Below are 15,625 nucleotides of genomic sequence, written 5' to 3'. Positions count from 1 at the left end.
GGGCTGTGACTCAATGTATCGCATAAATAGATGGATTCGGCGGCAAAATGGTGCTGCCAGGAGGGCGAACCGAGGCATCGAGAGGCAAGAAGGGGGGCCGGGGGCGAGATGCCGCCCCTTGCCAGCAACGAAACGGGAGCCCTGGGGCTCCCGTTGTTATAGACGGCAGGTCGCGCCCTGCTGACGTCATGCTTCCCCTCAGGGGGTGGCATGGCGGGCGAGATCCGCCAGCAGGCCGTCCACCAGTTTGAGGCGCATGGCCCTGTCCTGGGTCGGTACCTGGAAGCGCAGCCGGGTCGGCCCGTCCATCTTGTAGATGCGCGGCTGCTCCGAGAGCAGCTTGACCAGATAGGCCGGGTTGACGCGGGTTTCCTGGGTAAAGTCCAGATAGCCGCCGCGCTCGCTCATCTCCACCCGGCGAATGCCGAGCAAAGTGGCGCGCTGGCGGAAGGCGGCCAGCTCCATCAGCGTTTTGGTCGCCTCAGGCAACAGGCCGAAACGATCGATGAGCTCCACTTTGAGTTCGCGCAGCTCCTGCTCGTCGGCGGCACTGGCGATGCGCTTGTACATGGAGAGGCGCATGTTGACGTCCGGGATGTAGTCGTCCGGGAGCAAGGCGGGCAGGCGCAGCTCCACCTCGGTGTGCTGGCTCATGAGCTGCTCCAGCGACGGCTCCTTGCCATGTTTGAGCGCCTCCACCGCCTGCTCCAGCATCTCCATGTAGAGGGTGAAGCCCACCGATTCAATTTGGCCGCTCTGATCGTCGCCCAGCAGCTCGCCCGCGCCCCGGATCTCCAGATCGTGGGTGGCGAGCGCAAAGCCGGCGCCGAGATCTTCGAGGGACGCTATGGCCTCGAGCCGCTTGGCCGCATCCTTGGTCATCAGCTTGGGATGGGGGGTGAGCAGGTAGGCATAGGCCTGGTGGTGGGAGCGCCCGACCCGGCCCCGCAGCTGGTGCAACTGGGCCAATCCTAAGTGATCCGCCCGGTCCATGATGATGGTGTTGGCGCTCGGCACGTCGATGCCGGTCTCGATGATGGTGGTGCACACCAGCAGGTTGAAGCGCTGGTGGTAGAAGTCCGACATCACCCGCTCGAGCTCCCGCTCGCGCATCTGGCCGTGGGCGATGCCAATGCGCGCCTCCGGTACCAGCTCGGCAAGATCGGCGGCGCACTTCTCGATGCTCTCCACGTCGTTGTGCAGGTAGTAGACCTGGCCGCCGCGCTTCAATTCCCGCAGTACCGCCTCGCGCACCACCGCCGGTTCGTGCTGGCGCACGAAGGTCTTGATGGCGAGCCGCTTGGCGGGCGGGGTGGCGATGATGGAGAGATCCCGCATGCCGGACATGGCCATGTTGAGGGTGCGGGGAATGGGGGTCGCGGTGAGGGTGAGGATATCCACGTCGGCGCGCAGCGCCTTGATCTTCTCCTTCTGGCGCACCCCGAAGCGGTGCTCCTCGTCGACGATGAGCAGGCCCAGATCCTTGAAGGTGAGCTCGGCGCCGAGCAGCTTGTGGGTGCCGATGATGATGTCCACCTTGCCCTCGGCCATCTCCTTCATCACGGCGCTCTGCTCCTTGGCGGAGCGGAAGCGGCTCAGCACCTCCACCCGCACCGGCCAGTTGGCGAAGCGGTCGCGGAAGTTGTCGTAGTGCTGCTGGGCCAGGAGGGTGGTGGGCACCAGCACGGCCACCTGCTTGCCGCCGTGCACGGCCACAAAGGCCGCCCGCATCGCCACTTCGGTCTTGCCAAAGCCCACGTCGCCGCACACCAGGCGGTCCATGCTCTTGGCCTGACACATGTCGCCGAGCACGGCGTTGATGGCATTGAGCTGATCCTCGGTCTCCTCGAACGGGAAGCTCGCGGCAAACTGGCGGTAGGCCTCCCGGTCGTGTTTGAAGGCAAAGCCGTGACGGGCTGCCCGCATGGCATAGACATCCAGCAGCTCGGCCGCCACGTCCCGCACCTTCTCGGCCGCCTTGCGCCGCGCCTTGACCCAGGCCTCGCCGCCGAGCTTGTGGCTGGGCGGGTTGTCGGAGCCGGTGTAGCGGCTGATCAGGTGCAAACTGGTGACCGGCACGAACAGCTTGTCGCCGCCGGCGTATTCCAGGGTCAGAAACTCGGTGGGCAGGCCGCCGGCATCGATGGTCTCGAGCCCCAGATAGCGACCGACCCCGTGATCCAGGTGCACCACCGGCTGGCCCTGGGTCAGCTCGCCCAGGTTTCGGATCACCGCATCCGAGCTCAGGTTTTTGCTCTTGTCCCGCTGGCGTTTGCTGCGGATCTTGCCGCCGAGCAGCTCGGCCTCGGTGATGAGGGCAAGGGGCGTCTGGCCGGGCTCTTGCAGCAGGAAGCCCCGCTCCAGGGGACAGACCAGCAGCCCGTGGCGCGCATCGCTCGAGAGGAAGGCGTCGAGGGAGGCAAACTCCCGGGGTTGCAGGTTGATCCGTGCGAGCAGATCCCCGAGCCCCTCGCGCCGCCCCTCGGACTCCACCGCAAACAGGGTGCGCCCGGCAAAGCCTTGCAGGAAGCCGTCAAGGGCCAGCAGGGGTTGCTCCTTGCTGTGGTCGAGCTGCAGATCCGGCAGGGGGGCGAGGGGCAGATCCTGCTGACCCGCTCCGCCGTCAACGGTCGCCTCCTGCAGACGCACGGCGCCATAGTCCCCGAGGGCGGCGAAGAGCTGCTCCACCGGCAGATAGATCTGCTGGGGCGGCAGCAGGGGACGGGTGTTGTCCCAGCGCCTGTCTTCATAGCGCTGGCCGATGTCGTTCCAGAAGCGCTGGGCTGCGGGGTAGATCTCCCCCACGGTGAGCAGCAGGGTGTTGCCTGGCAGGTAGTCAAACAGGCTGGCGGTCTGGTTGAAGAAGAGCGGCAGGTAGTATTCGATGCCGGCGGGCCAGCGCCCCTTGCTCACCTCCTGATAGACGGAGCCCTCGGCGCGGGAGATCTCGAACTGTTCGCGATACTGGCCACGAAACAGCTCGATGGCCCCCTCGTCGGTGGGAAATTCCCGGGCGGGCAGGAGGCTCACCGACTTCACCGGCTCGCTGGAGCGCTGGGTCTCGGGGTCGAACGGGCGGATGGAGTCCACCTCGTCGTCAAAAAAATCAATGCGATAGGGGCGGCTGCTCCCCATGGGAAAGAGATCCAGCAGGGAGCCGCGGGCGGCGAATTCGCCATGCTCCAGCACCTGTTCCACCGGCACGTAGCCCGCCTGCGCCAGACGCCCGCGCAGCTGCTGCAGGTTGAGGCGCTGGCCGCTTGTGACCATCAGGCTGTATTTGTCGAGATAAGCCTGGGGCGCCGTGCGCAGCATCAGGGTGGAGATGGGCACGATGAGCACGCCGTGGCGCATCTGCGGCAACTGGTAGAGGGTCTCGAGGCGCTGGGAGATGATGTCCTGGTGGGGAGAGAAGCTGTCGTAGGGCAGGGTCTCCCAGTCCGGGAACAGCAGCACCGGGCAATCCTGAACCGCCAGCAGGAACCCCAGTTCCTGTTCAAGGCGCAGGGCGCTCGGGGTATCGGCGGTGACCAGCAGGACGGGTCTTCGGGCTTCCCGGGTGAGGCGGGCGGCAACCAGAGCCAGGCTGCTGCCGACCAGCTGGCCGAACGTTGTCTTCTGGCCCGCTTTGGCGGGCAAGGCGGGGAGGGTCATTGGCATCATCGGAGTCTTTTACTGTTGGCGTTCTTTTGACATGGACCTGGGTTAGCGCTGACGTTCCTGGGCACGCAGCTTGAGCTGTTTCGACTGCACATGCAGGCTGGCGCGCACCAGCAGCTCCCGGTCATCCTCGCGGATGCGCACGTAGTCGAGCACCACGTGGGTGCCATGCTCTCCGGCGTCCCGCTGCACGACCTCGCCGTAGCAGTAGACGGCGGAGGCCTCTTCCCGCAGGAAGATCTTGAGCCGCACTATCTGGTGCAGGGCGGGGGCCTCCCCGTGCCCCTGGTGGGGGTGCAGGTAGGTGAGCTGCCCGGCGCCAAAGCGCAGGGTGTGGAAGCGGTGCTCGGGGTGATCCTGGGCCGCCAGCACATAGCCCATGATCATGTCAATCTTGCGGGACTGCTGATTGATGATCTCCACCAGATCGTGCATGGACTCGTTCTGGCTGCGCAGCAACCGGCTGCTCACCAGATCGATGGAGGTGATGGCGGAGGCGATGCGAAACGGCTCGGGCAACTCGGCCTCCAGGGCCTCCAGCGTCGGCAGACGAAAGTCGGCCGGCATGGGGATCACATTGACCGGCGTGGCATGGGTGACGCTGAAGAACTGTTCCTGCATGGAGGCTATCCCTTGTTGTCATAGACGGTTTCCCTTTATTATCCGGTATCTTATTTCGTTGGCAACGTAGATATCCTTGAAGACCGGACTTTTTCAGCCACTGTCGCTGGCCATCGGCCTGCGTTATGCAGGCTCGCGACGCAGTAACCGCTTCGTCTCCTTTATCTCCCTGTTCTCCACCTTTGGCATCGCCATCGGGGTCGCCGCCCTGATGGTGGTGATCTCGGTGATGAACGGGTTCGAAGGCCAGCTCAAGGGGCGCATCCTCGGGGTGATCCCCCATGTGGTGGTGACCAATCAGGCCGGACGCATCGAGGCCGAGCCCGAAGGTCTGCCCGATCTGGCCCGCTTGCCCCACGTGGTGGCCACGGCCCCCATGCTCGACAGCGAAGGCATGCTGCAAAGCCCGGGTCAGCTCACCGGCGTGAGCGTGCAGGGGATCGATCCCGCCCGCTGGCCCAAGGATGACATCCTGCACGCCCAGATGCTGGGAGGGCGCCTTGACAGCCTGCAGGCCGGTGAATACCACATCGTGCTGGGGCAGGGGGTGGCCAGCCGCCTCAAGGTCTCTATCGGGGACCAGGTGCGTCTCATCCTGACCGAAGGTACCCGCTTTACCCCCTTTGGCCGGGTGCCGGCCCAGCGTCTTTTCACCGTCTCCGGCATCTTCGGGGTCGGCGCTGACGTGGACAGCCAGGTGGCCCTGATTGCCCTGGGGGATGCCCAGCGCATGCTGCGCCTGCCCGCAGACAAGGTGGGCGGCATCCGCCTCTGGCTGGACGATCCCTTCGCCGCCGACGAGGTGGTGAAGGCCGCGTTGCCGGACGGGCTGGAGTGGCAGGACTGGCGCCGCGAGCGCGGCGAGCTGTTCCAGGCGGTGGCCATGGAAAAACGGATGATGGGGCTGATGCTGGTGCTGATCATCGCGGTTGCCACCTTCAACATCCTCTCCGCTCTGGTGATGGTGGTCACCGACAAGGAAGGGGAGGTGGCCATCCTGCGTACCATGGGCATGAGCGAATCCGGCATCGTCAAGATCTTCATGGTGCTGGGGGCGTCGAGCGGCGTCATCGGCGCCCTGTTCGGGGGGCTGGCGGGGCTGGCGCTCTGCTTCGGCCTCAATCCTCTGCTCAATGCCCTTGGGCTCAACCTCTATATGGCGGCGGGGGGCAGCGGTCTGCCGGTCATCGTCGAGCCGGCCCAGGTCATGACCATTTTGCTGGGCGCCGTGCTGCTCAGCTTCAGTGCCACCCTCTACCCGGCCTCCCGCGCGGCCCGGGTCAAACCGGCGGAGGCGCTGCGTTATGAATAATTCATCTTCTGTTGTTACTGGTGCAAGTGGAGCCCCCGTTATGAATCAATCCGTCTCCTGCGAGCCGCTGCTGCGCTGCCAGGCCCTCAACCATGTCTACAAAGAGGGCAATCTGGAGACCCAGGTACTCAAGGGGATCGAGCTGGACGTCGCCCCCGGGGAGATGCTGGCGGTGGTGGGGAGCTCGGGCTCCGGCAAGACCACCCTGCTGCACCTGATGGGGGCGCTGGACAACCCTTCCAGCGGCGCCGTGCTGTTCAAGGGGCAGGACATCCATGGCTGGGACAGCCGCACCCAGGCGAGGTTTCGCAACCAGGAGCTGGGCTTCGTCTACCAGTTCCACCACCTGCTCTCGGAATTCAGCGCGCTGGAAAATGCGGCCATGCCGCTGCTGATCGCCGGTGAGTCGGTGGCCAGCGCCACCGAGAAGGCGAGCAAGATGCTGGGGCGGGTGGGGCTCTCCCACCGTCTCAACCACAGACCGTCCGAGCTCTCCGGTGGTGAGCGCCAGCGGGTGGCCATCGCCCGTGCCCTGGTCAACGAACCCAGCCTGGTGCTGGCGGACGAGCCCACCGGCAACCTGGATCATGCCAGCGCCACCGCCGTCTATGAGCTCTTGTGCGAGCTCAATCGCGAGCTTGGCACCGCGTTCGTGGTGGTGACCCATGACTTGAGCCTGGCCGCCAAGCTCCACCGCCGGGTCACCCTGGTGAGCGGCATCATGGCGGAGGTCGCCTGATGTTCAAGCCGCTGCCCCTGTTCCTGGGCCTGCGTTACAGCCGCTCCCGCCGTCGCAACGGTTTCATCGCCTTTATCTCGGCCTCCTCCCTCATCGGGATCGCCCTCGGGGTGATGGCCCTCATTCTTGGCCTCTCCGCCATGAACGGGTTCGAGCGGGAGCTCAAGAACCGGGTGCTCTCCGTGGTCCCCCACGGCGAGCTCATCGGCATGGAAGCGCCGCTGCCTGACTGGCCGAGGCTCAGGGACTACCTGCTGACCCAGCCCGGGGTGGCGGCGGCTGCCCCCGTCATTCGCCTGGACGGCCTGTTGGAGCACGGCTCCGCCCTCAAGGGGGTCCAGCTGCGTGCGGTGCTGCCGGAGCTGGAAGCCAATCTCTCCGATGCGGGCAACTTCATGACGGGTCGGGGCCTTCGCGAGCTGCAGGCGGGTGAACACGGGGTCATCCTCGGCAAGATCATCGCCGACAAGCTGGGGGTCAAGACAGGGGACACCGTCACCCTGCTGCTGCCCCAGGCGGGGGATGCCGCCGGCATCAAGAACCCGAAACGGGAGGCGCTCACCGTGGTGGGGCTGCTCGAGATCGGCGGCCAGCTCGACGGCCTGCTCGGCTTCATGCACCTGGCGGACGCCCAGGCCATCACCGGCATGGGCAGCGCGGTGGAGGGGTTCAGCCTCAAGGTGAACGACGTGCTCAAGGCCCAGTCCATCACGGTGGCGGCGGCCCAGAAATTCCCGCACTACGTCTATATCAGTAGCTGGATGAGCCGTCAGGGCTATCTCTATCAGGACATCCAGATGGTGCGCACCGTGATGTACGTGGTGATGCTGATGGTGGTGGCGGTGGCCTGCTTCAACATCGTCTCCACCCTGGTGATGGCGGTGAACGAGAAACGCAGCGAGATCGCCATCTTGAAGACCATGGGGGCGAGCCCGGGCCAGATCCGGCTTACCTTCGTCATCCAGGGGATGGTGAACGGGGTGGCGGGAGCCTTGCTAGGCGCCCTGCTGGGCGGCCTGCTCTCCAGCAAGCTGACCCAGATCCTGAGCGCCATCGAAGGGGTGATCGGGCACCGTTTCCTCAATCCCGACATCTACTTCATCGACTTCCTGCCGACCGAGCTGCACATGCAGGACTTGCTCATCGTGACCGGCGCCGCCATCCTGATGAGCCTGGTGGCGACCCTCTATCCCGCCTGGCGGGCGAGCGGCCTGGTGCCGTCCCGGGAACTGGGGCATTGATGCCCATGGATGTGATAAAGGGCCCTGCGGGGCCCTTTTTATTGTCACTCTTTTGTGGGGACACCCCCGACGTGGCGGTTATCGAGGTAATACGCAGGAGGAGATGATGCCTGGTGCCGTGTTGGTGGCATCAATGGGCATTCAACTCATCGAGAGGCAGTGAAAAACTCCCCACGAAGACATCGATGAAGTAGCGCATGGCGGGGTTCATCCTGGCGTCCAGCATCTGCTCGAGGCGCTTTCGCGCGGGCTCGAACTCCCGGTTGCCGACGCTCAGCTCCTCCAGACACTTGGTGTAGGCGCAGAGGGTGTCTGCATCCTTCACCAGGCTGGTGAGGGCCTCGTCCTGGGCGCCGGAGTCGAGCAGGGGGCGAAAGTCCTCGACCAGCTCAGGCGGCAACATGCCCAGCAGGCGCTGCTCGGCGGCAAGCTCAATCTTCTTGTATTCGCGGGCGATTTCGGGATTGAAGTACTTGACCGGGGTGGGCAGATCCCCGGTCAGCACCTCGCTGCTGTCGTGGTAGAGCGCCATGACGGCGGCCCGGTCTGCATCCACCTGAGCGCCGAACAGGCGATTGCTGATAAGGCCGAGGGCGTGGGCCACCATGGCGACCTGCAGGCTGTGCTCGGCGATGTTTTCGGGCTGGATGTTGCGCATCAGGGGCCAGCGGTAGATGAGGCGCATACGGGCGAGGTTGGCAAAAAAATGGCTGGGCAGCATGGAAGACCTCGAATGGGGCAATGAAAAAGGGCAGACCCTAGTCTGCCCTTTTTTCCACCCGCAAGGATAGCCTGAGATGGGCCGTCAGCGGATGTAGCGGCCCGATTCGGCCTCGTGGTTGGTCACTATCATCTGGCCGATGGGGGCAAGGCTGATGAGGGCCAGCTTGAGGTGCTGGATGCCGAACGGGATGCCGACGATGGTGACGAAACAGGCCAGCGCCGAGGCGATGTGGCCGATGGCCAGCCAGACCCCGATGAGCACAAACCAGAGAATGTTGCCAATCAGTCCCAGGGCACCGGTGCCGATGTCGCTCTGGCCCGTCATGCTCTTGCGGCTCACCGCCTGCTTGCCAAACGGGAAGAAGGTGAAAGTGCCGATGACGAAGCAGGCGCGTCCCCAGGGGATCCCGATGAGGGAGATGAAGCAGAGCAGCCCCGCCAGCCACCAGGCCAGCCCCATGAAGACGCCTCCCAGCACGAACCAGAGCAGATTGAACAAGAAGCGGAAAAAGGACATGTGGGTGACTCCAGCAGCACGTAAATTGGTTGTCACCATAGCGAGCCCGGCCGGGGGACGCAATGGCACAGGCGAGAAGGTGGACAATTTGGGTCGCAGCACGCCATTTTTGTGCCCGATTGGCGGTGGATGGCGATCAAAATGGCCCGTTCGCCGTGAAAAAGAGTGAGCCAGTGCAAATTATTGCGGATGGAACGCTTGAACTCGGTGCAAGGCTTCCCCATATAGGAGAAAGTCTTGCGCAAATTGTGCTGTCTGTGCCCCGGATGGGGGATGTGCGGCTCGACGCGACCACTGCACGCCGCTATAATGTCGCGTCATATTTTCTCATCACAAAGACAGTCGTTGTCTTTATAAACAGGAAGACTCCGGGCTTGCCCGGGGGCAATAAAGGGTCAGCACGCAGTGCTGAGTTGAACGAGGTAAAAGAATGCAAGTTTCTGTAGAGACAACCCAGGGTCTGGAACGCCGTCTTACCATCACTGTACCGGCCGCTACCGTTGACGCCGCCGTGCGCAAAGAATTGAATGGCCTGGCCAAAACTCGTCGCATCGACGGTTTCCGTCCTGGCAAGGCTCCGGTTGCCATCATCAAGAAGATGTTCGGTGCCATGGCTCACGCCCGCGTTGCCGATGAAATGATGCAGAACAACTTCATCAAGGCCATCATCGAGAACAAACTGAGCCCGGCTGGCGCCCCGACCATGGATCCGAAAGAGATCAAAGAAGGTCAGGATTTCGAATTCACCGCCACTTTCGAAGTGTATCCGGAGTTCGAAGTTGCCGGTCTGGAGAGCATCAAGGTCGAGAAGCCGGTTGCCACCGTGAAGGACAGCGACCTGGAAAACATGATCGACACCCTGCGCAAGCAGCACGCCACCTGGACTGAAGCCGCTGTGGCTGCCGCCAACGGCATGCGTGTGACCATGGACTTCGTCGGTTCCATCGACGGTGAAGAGTTCGATGGTGGCAAGGCTGAAGGCTTCACCCTGGAACTGGGCGCTGGCCGCATGATCCCGGGCTTCGAAGACGCCATCCTGGGCAAGAAAGCGGGCGACGAGTTCACCATCGAGGTGACTTTCCCGGCTGACTACCACGCCGAAGCCCTGAAGGGCAAGGCTGCCAAGTTTGCCTCCAAGCTGCACAAGGTTGAAGAGCAGGTGCTGCCCGAGCTGACCGAAGAGTTCGTCAAGCGTTTCGGCATCGAGAGCGGCAGCGTTGAAGAGCTGAAGGCAGAAGTGCGCAAGAACATGGAGCGCGAACTGGCCCAGGCCCTGAAAAACAGCGTGAAAGAGCAGGTACTGAACGGCCTGGTTGAAGCCAACCAGATCGATCTGCCGAAGGCGGCCGTTGCCCAGGAAATCGACACCCTGCGTCAGCAGGCTCTGCAGCGCTTCGGTGGCTTCCAGGGCGGCAACGCCCCCGAGCTGCCGGCCGAGCTGTTCCAGGCCCAGGCCGAGCGCCGTGTCCGCGTTGGTCTGCTGCTGGGTGACGTCATCCGCACCAACGAGATCAAGGCTGACGACGCCCGTGTGACCAGCATCATCGAGTCCATGGCCACTGCCTACGAAGATCCGAAAGAAGTGATCGAGTACTATCAGCAGAACGAGCAGATGCTGAACGGCGTGCGCAACCTGGCCATTGAAGATCAAGCCATCGATCTGATCCTGTCCAAGGCGCAAGTCACCGAGAAAGAAGTTGCCTTCGACGAAGTGATCAACAAGTCCGGTGCCGCTGCCTAAGAACATTTGACTTAAGGTCAAAACTGTTAAGTATAATGGCTCGTGTGATCTCCACTCGGGCCATTTTATTTTAGGGACAATGCCTTATGTACAAGAACTATAACGATGTGACTGAATCCCCACGCAATGCGCTCATCCCGATGGTGGTAGAGCAAACCGCGAAAGGGGAGCGTTCCTACGACATCTATTCCCGTCTGCTGAAAGAGCGGGTGATCTTCCTGACCGGTCAGGTCGAGGATCACATGGCGAACCTGGTGGTGGCCCAACTGCTGTTCCTGGAGTCCGAGAACCCGGATCAGGACATCAGCATCTACATCAATTCGCCGGGTGGCGCCGTCACTGCGGGTATGTCCATCTATGACACCATGCAGTTCATCAAGCCGGACGTGAGCACCGTCTGCATGGGGCAGGCCTGCTCCATGGGGGCCTTCCTGCTGGCCGGTGGCGCCAAGGGCAAGCGTTTCTGCCTGCCCAATGCCCGAGTGATGATCCACCAGCCGCTGGGCGGCTTCCAGGGGCAGGCTTCTGACATCCAGATCCATGCCCAGGAGATCCTGAAAATCAAGAATACCCTGAACGATCGTCTGGCGTTCCATACCGGTCAGGACATGGCCACCATCGAGCGCGACACCGACCGTGACAACTTCATGTCCGCCGAGCAGGCCGTTGCCTATGGTCTGGTTGACGGCATCCTGAGCCAGCGCGGCTGAGCAGGGTACCCCGTCCTGTTGTAAACTCAACAGGACGATCCATCCTCTATTGATAAAACGAGGTCGCTGAATGACAGAGAAACGCAAGGGTGAGGGCGACAAGCTGCTGTATTGCTCTTTCTGCGGCAAAAGCCAGCATGAAGTGCGCAAGCTGATCGCTGGCCCTTCCGTCTACGTATGTGATGAGTGTGTCGAGCTGTGCAACGATATCATCCGCGAGGAGATCCGCGAGATCTCTCCCAAGCGCGATGGTAGCGAGCTGCCGACCCCTCATGAAATCCGCGCCCATCTGGACGACTACGTGATCGGTCAGGAGTACGCCAAGAAGGTGCTGGCAGTGGCTGTCTACAACCACTACAAGCGTCTTCGCAGCGGCAGCGAGTCCGGTGGCGTGGAACTGGGCAAATCCAACATCCTGTTGATTGGCCCCACCGGCAGCGGCAAGACTCTGCTGGCCGAGACCCTGGCTCGTCTGCTGGATGTGCCCTTCACCATGGCCGATGCCACCACCCTGACCGAAGCCGGTTACGTGGGCGAGGACGTGGAGAACATCATCCAGAAGTTGCTGCAAAAGTGCGACTACGACGTGGAGAAGGCCCAGCGCGGTATCGTCTACATCGACGAGATCGACAAGATCTCCCGCAAGTCGGACAACCCCTCCATCACCCGCGACGTCTCCGGGGAAGGGGTGCAGCAGGCACTGCTGAAACTGATCGAAGGCACCATCGCCTCCGTGCCGCCCCAGGGCGGTCGCAAGCACCCGCAGCAGGAGTTTTTGCAGGTCGACACCTCCAAGATCCTCTTCATCTGTGGTGGTGCCTTCGCGGGGCTGGACAAGGTGATCGAGCAGCGCTCCGTCAAGGGCACCGGCATCGGTTTTGGCGCCGAGGTGAAATCCAAGAATGCCAAGGCAACCCTGAGCGAGAATTTTGCCAAGGTGGAGCCGGAAGATCTCATCAAGTACGGTCTCATCCCCGAGTTCATCGGTCGTCTGCCGGTGGTCGCGACCCTGACCGAGCTTGACGAGGCTGCCCTCATCCAGATCCTGAAAGAGCCGAAAAACGCGCTGACCAAGCAGTATGCCGCGCTGTTCGCCCTGGAAGAGGTTGAGCTGGAGTTTCGTGACGACGCGCTCAATGCCATTGCACGCAAGGCCATGGAGCGTAAAACCGGTGCCCGGGGTCTGCGTTCCATTGTCGAGGCCGTGCTGCTCGACACCATGTATGACCTGCCCTCTCTGAAAGGGGTCAGCAAGGTGGTGATCGACGAGACGGTGATCAAGGGAGACTCCGCGCCCCTGATGATCTACGACAATCCCGAGACTCAGGCCGCAGCCTCAGAGTAACTGTCTGATTTTTAATCACATAAAGGGGCTTTTTGCCCCTTTCATGCTTTTTACGGCCAAGGCGATTGAATCTCATCTTTGCGCCCCCATATACTCAGCCAAGCCTTTGCCAACGGTATAACAAGCCGAGAGGACATATATGAACCTAGAGCGTTCAGAACGCATCGAGATTCCCGTCCTGCCTCTTCGTGACGTGGTGGTCTATCCCCACATGGTCATTCCACTCTTTGTGGGGCGGGAAAAATCCATTCGCTGTCTGGAAGCGGCCATGGAGCAGGACAAGAAAGTCCTGCTGGTGGCCCAGAAGGATGCGTCGACTGACGAACCGACGGTGGAGGAAATTTTCTCCGTCGGGACAGTGGCCAATATTCTGCAGATGCTCAAGCTGCCGGACGGCACCGTCAAGGTGCTGGTGGAGGGGGGCCAGCGTGCCCGCCTTGAGCGGATGATCGACGATCGCGACTTCTTTGTCGGGGAGGCCCAGTACATCGCGTCCGCCCCCATCGAGGAGAAGGATCAGGACGTGCTGGTGCGCTCTGCCATCGGCCAGTTCGAAGGTTACATCAAGCTCAACAAGAAGATCCCGCCCGAGGTACTCACCTCGATTTCGGCGATCGACGATGCGGCGCGCCTGGCCGATACCATGGCTGCCCACATGCCGCTCAAGCTCGAAGACAAGCAGAAGGTGCTGGAAATCGCCTCCGTGTCCGAGCGCATCGAGTTTCTGATGGCCATGATGGAGTCGGAGATCGACCTGTTGCAGGTCGAGAAACGCATCCGCTCCCGGGTCAAGAAGCAGATGGAGAAGAGCCAGCGGGAGTATTACCTCAACGAGCAGATGAAGGCCATCCAGAAAGAGCTGGGTGAGCTGGAAGACAGCCCGGATGAATTCGAAGCCCTCAATCGCAAGATTGAAGAGGCCGGGATGCCGGAGGATGCCCGCGAGAAGGCCCAGGCCGAGCTCGCCAAGCTCAAGATGATGTCCCCCATGTCGGCGGAAGCCACCGTGGTGCGCAGCTATGTGGACTGGATGGTGCAGGTGCCCTGGAAGACCCGCTCCAAGGTCAAGAAAGACCTGGGCAAGGCCCAGGAGGTGCTGGATGCGGATCACTATGGCCTGGACAAGGTCAAGGATCGCATCCTCGAATACCTGGCGGTGCAGGCGCGTGTGAACAAGCTCAAGGGCCCCATCCTCTGCCTGGTCGGGCCTCCCGGGGTGGGCAAGACCTCCCTGGGGCAGTCCATCGCCAAGGCCACCGGCCGCAAGTATGTGCGCATGGCCCTGGGTGGGGTGCGTGACGAGGCGGAGATCCGCGGTCACCGTCGTACCTATATCGGCTCCATGCCCGGCAAGCTCATTCAGAAGATGGCGAAAGTCGGCGTGAAGAACCCGCTGTTCCTGCTCGACGAAATCGACAAGATGAGCTCGGACATGCGTGGCGATCCCGCTTCCGCCCTGCTGGAGGTGCTGGATCCCGAGCAGAACAGCAGCTTCAACGATCACTATCTGGAAGTGGATTATGACCTGTCGGACGTGATGTTCGTGGCCACCTCCAACTCCATGAACATCCCGGGTCCGCTGCTGGACCGGATGGAAGTGATCCGTCTGTCCGGTTACACCGAGGACGAGAAGCTCAACATTGCCAAGCAGCACCTGGTGGCCAAGCAGATCCAGCGCAACGGCCTGAAGCCTTCCGAGATCACCATCGAGGATTCGGCGCTGATCGGGGTGATCCGCTACTACACCCGCGAGGCGGGTGTGCGCAGCCTGGAGCGTGAAATCTCCAAAATCTGTCGCAAGGCAGTCAAACGCATCCTGCTGGACAAGAGCATCAAGCATGTTCAGGTCAACCAGGAGAACCTCAAGGAGTTCCTGGGGGTACAGCGCTTTGACTATGGCAAGGCTACCGACCAGAACCAGATTGGTCAGGTGTGCGGGTTGGCGTGGACCGAAGTGGGGGGCGATCTGCTCACCATCGAGACCACCAACATGCCGGGCAAGGGCAAGCTCACTTACACCGGTTCCCTCGGTGACGTGATGCAGGAGTCCATCCAGGCGGCCATGACGGTGGTGCGGGCCCGTGCCGAGAAGCTGCGTATCAACGGCGACTTCTACGAGAAGCGCGACATCCACGTGCACGTGCCGGAAGGGGCGACCCCGAAAGACGGCCCGAGCGCCGGTATCGCCATGTGTACCGCCCTGGTCTCCAGCCTCACCGGCAACCCGGTGCGCGCCGACGTGGCCATGACGGGTGAAATCACCCTGCGTGGCGAGGTGTTGCCCATCGGTGGTCTCAAGGAGAAACTGCTGGCGGCCCACCGTGGTGGCATCAAGCGTGTGCTGATCCCGAAAGAGAACGAACGTGACCTCGAGGAGATCCCGGCCAACGTCAAACAAGATCTTGAAATCTATCCTGTTCGCTGGATTGATGAGGTGCTTGCACTGGCGTTGCAGGACAATCCGCAAGGTTTCGAACGCGTTTCTGTCGTGTAAATGTTGATGCGCCGCAAATTTGGCGCATTCGGGGGGTGGTTAAGGCTTGCATGCACCGGACAACGGAAGTAGCCTTGACCACCGATCGGGTACTCATGATGAGTCGCAATGCGTGATGTGGCGCGGGTTTGCGCCAGATTGTCACTTGCAACTGATCAGGAGGCTTGTTATAAAACCTCCACTTGTTGTGGCCAGGGAAATCAGCGCCGCAGCGATGTTCGATAAAAGGGGAATATAAGAGTGAATAAATCTCAACTGATTGACAAGATTGCAGACGGTGCTGATATCTCCAAAGCTGCCGCTGGCCGTGCGCTGGATGCCTTCATCGATGCCGTGGGCGAAGCCCTGAAAGAGGGTGACCAGGTTGCTCTGGTTGGTTTCGGTACTTTCGCCGTTCGCGAGCGTGCAGCCCGTTCCGGCCGCAACCCGCAAACTGGTGCGACTATCGAAATCGCTGCCGGTAAAGTTCCTGCCTTCAAAGCCGGCAAGGCCCTGAAAGACGCGGTCAACTAAGCCGGTCGC

At 62.0% G+C, this 15,625-nt stretch carries 12 protein-coding genes; 8 read left to right on the top strand and 4 right to left on the bottom strand.

The window, feature by feature from the left end; genetic code table 11:
- Positions 1–198: 198 nt before the first annotated feature.
- On the bottom strand, positions 199–3,663 hold the full coding sequence (gene mfd / locus I6L48_RS15180) for a transcription-repair coupling factor (RefSeq protein ID WP_216987412.1): 3,465 nt from the start codon (positions 3,661–3,663) through the stop codon (positions 199–201).
- Between the two features lie 42 nt (positions 3,664–3,705).
- The gene (locus I6L48_RS15175) at positions 3,706–4,281 is read right to left on the bottom strand and encodes a PilZ domain-containing protein (protein WP_042863798.1); all 576 of its coding nucleotides are present in this window, start codon (positions 4,279–4,281) and stop codon (positions 3,706–3,708) included.
- 76 nt (positions 4,282–4,357) lie between these two features.
- Between I6L48_RS15175 and I6L48_RS15170 the strand changes: the two genes are divergently transcribed.
- From I6L48_RS15170 to lolE, 3 genes are read left to right on the top strand one after another with little or no spacing between them, the layout of a single operon-like run.
- Complete coding sequence (locus I6L48_RS15170; protein ID WP_216987411.1) at positions 4,358–5,593, top strand: lipoprotein-releasing ABC transporter permease subunit; 1,236 nt, start codon at positions 4,358–4,360, stop codon at positions 5,591–5,593.
- 40 nt (positions 5,594–5,633) lie between these two features.
- Complete coding sequence (gene lolD, locus I6L48_RS15165; protein ID WP_010674567.1) at positions 5,634–6,332, top strand: lipoprotein-releasing ABC transporter ATP-binding protein LolD; 699 nt, start codon at positions 5,634–5,636, stop codon at positions 6,330–6,332.
- On the top strand, positions 6,332–7,573 hold the full coding sequence (gene lolE / locus I6L48_RS15160; RefSeq protein ID WP_216987410.1) for a lipoprotein-releasing ABC transporter permease subunit LolE: 1,242 nt from the start codon (positions 6,332–6,334) through the stop codon (positions 7,571–7,573). The genes lolD and lolE overlap by 1 nt, the downstream gene beginning before the upstream one ends.
- Before the next feature lie 130 nt (positions 7,574–7,703).
- Here the strand turns inward: lolE and yfbR are convergent, their stop codons facing one another.
- Together yfbR and I6L48_RS15150 are read right to left on the bottom strand one after the other, a co-directional pair.
- The gene (yfbR, locus tag I6L48_RS15155) at positions 7,704–8,294 is read right to left on the bottom strand and encodes a 5'-deoxynucleotidase (protein ID WP_010674569.1); all 591 of its coding nucleotides are present in this window, start codon (positions 8,292–8,294) and stop codon (positions 7,704–7,706) included.
- Positions 8,295–8,378: 84 nt separating this feature from the next.
- Entirely contained in the window at positions 8,379–8,813 is a 435-nt protein-coding gene (locus tag I6L48_RS15150; RefSeq protein ID WP_042016081.1) for a YccF domain-containing protein, read from the bottom strand.
- Positions 8,814–9,243: 430 nt separating this feature from the next.
- Between I6L48_RS15150 and tig the strand changes: the two genes are divergently transcribed.
- From tig to hupB, 5 genes are all read left to right on the top strand, one after another.
- Positions 9,244–10,554 (top strand): trigger factor, encoded by a 1,311-nt coding sequence (gene tig / locus I6L48_RS15145; protein ID WP_010674572.1) that lies wholly within the window; start codon positions 9,244–9,246, stop codon positions 10,552–10,554.
- An 86-nt stretch (positions 10,555–10,640) separates the two neighbouring features.
- Positions 10,641–11,264 (top strand): ATP-dependent Clp endopeptidase proteolytic subunit ClpP, encoded by a 624-nt coding sequence (gene clpP / locus I6L48_RS15140; protein WP_005324106.1) that lies wholly within the window; start codon positions 10,641–10,643, stop codon positions 11,262–11,264.
- Between the two features lie 70 nt (positions 11,265–11,334).
- Positions 11,335–12,609: an ATP-dependent protease ATP-binding subunit ClpX gene (gene clpX / locus I6L48_RS15135; RefSeq protein ID WP_010674573.1), complete on the top strand. Its 1,275-nt coding sequence runs from the start codon at positions 11,335–11,337 to the stop codon at positions 12,607–12,609.
- A gap of 139 nt (positions 12,610–12,748) precedes the next feature.
- Positions 12,749–15,103: an endopeptidase La gene (lon, locus tag I6L48_RS15130; RefSeq protein WP_041215258.1), complete on the top strand. Its 2,355-nt coding sequence runs from the start codon at positions 12,749–12,751 to the stop codon at positions 15,101–15,103.
- 240 nt (positions 15,104–15,343) lie between these two features.
- Positions 15,344–15,616, top strand: a complete 273-nt coding sequence (hupB, locus tag I6L48_RS15125) for a nucleoid-associated protein HU-beta (RefSeq protein ID WP_005315375.1) — start codon at positions 15,344–15,346, stop codon at positions 15,614–15,616.
- Positions 15,617–15,625: the final 9 nt, after the last annotated feature.

It is taken from the genome of Aeromonas sp. FDAARGOS 1418 (genome assembly GCF_019048585.1).
Taxonomy (GTDB): Bacteria; Pseudomonadota; Gammaproteobacteria; order Enterobacterales; family Aeromonadaceae; genus Aeromonas; species Aeromonas caviae.
Note: the sequence above shows the minus strand (reverse complement) of the source record. Positions and strands in the feature narration are given on the sequence as shown.

Coding starts and splice junctions, on each gene's coding strand:
- I6L48_RS15175 (WP_042863798.1), bottom strand. CDS start 4,281: ATGCAGGAACAGTTCTTCAGCGTCACCCATGCCACGCCGGTCAATGTG.
- lolE (WP_216987410.1), top strand. CDS start 6,332: ATGTTCAAGCCGCTGCCCCTGTTCCTGGGCCTGCGTTACAGCCGCTCC.
- tig (WP_010674572.1), top strand. CDS start 9,244: ATGCAAGTTTCTGTAGAGACAACCCAGGGTCTGGAACGCCGTCTTACC.
- clpP (WP_005324106.1), top strand. CDS start 10,641: ATGTACAAGAACTATAACGATGTGACTGAATCCCCACGCAATGCGCTC.
- lon (WP_041215258.1), top strand. CDS start 12,749: ATGAACCTAGAGCGTTCAGAACGCATCGAGATTCCCGTCCTGCCTCTT.
- lolD (WP_010674567.1), top strand. CDS start 5,634: ATGAATCAATCCGTCTCCTGCGAGCCGCTGCTGCGCTGCCAGGCCCTC.
- mfd (WP_216987412.1), bottom strand. CDS start 3,663: ATGATGCCAATGACCCTCCCCGCCTTGCCCGCCAAAGCGGGCCAGAAG.
- I6L48_RS15150 (WP_042016081.1), bottom strand. CDS start 8,813: ATGTCCTTTTTCCGCTTCTTGTTCAATCTGCTCTGGTTCGTGCTGGGA.
- clpX (WP_010674573.1), top strand. CDS start 11,335: ATGACAGAGAAACGCAAGGGTGAGGGCGACAAGCTGCTGTATTGCTCT.
- yfbR (WP_010674569.1), bottom strand. CDS start 8,294: ATGCTGCCCAGCCATTTTTTTGCCAACCTCGCCCGTATGCGCCTCATC.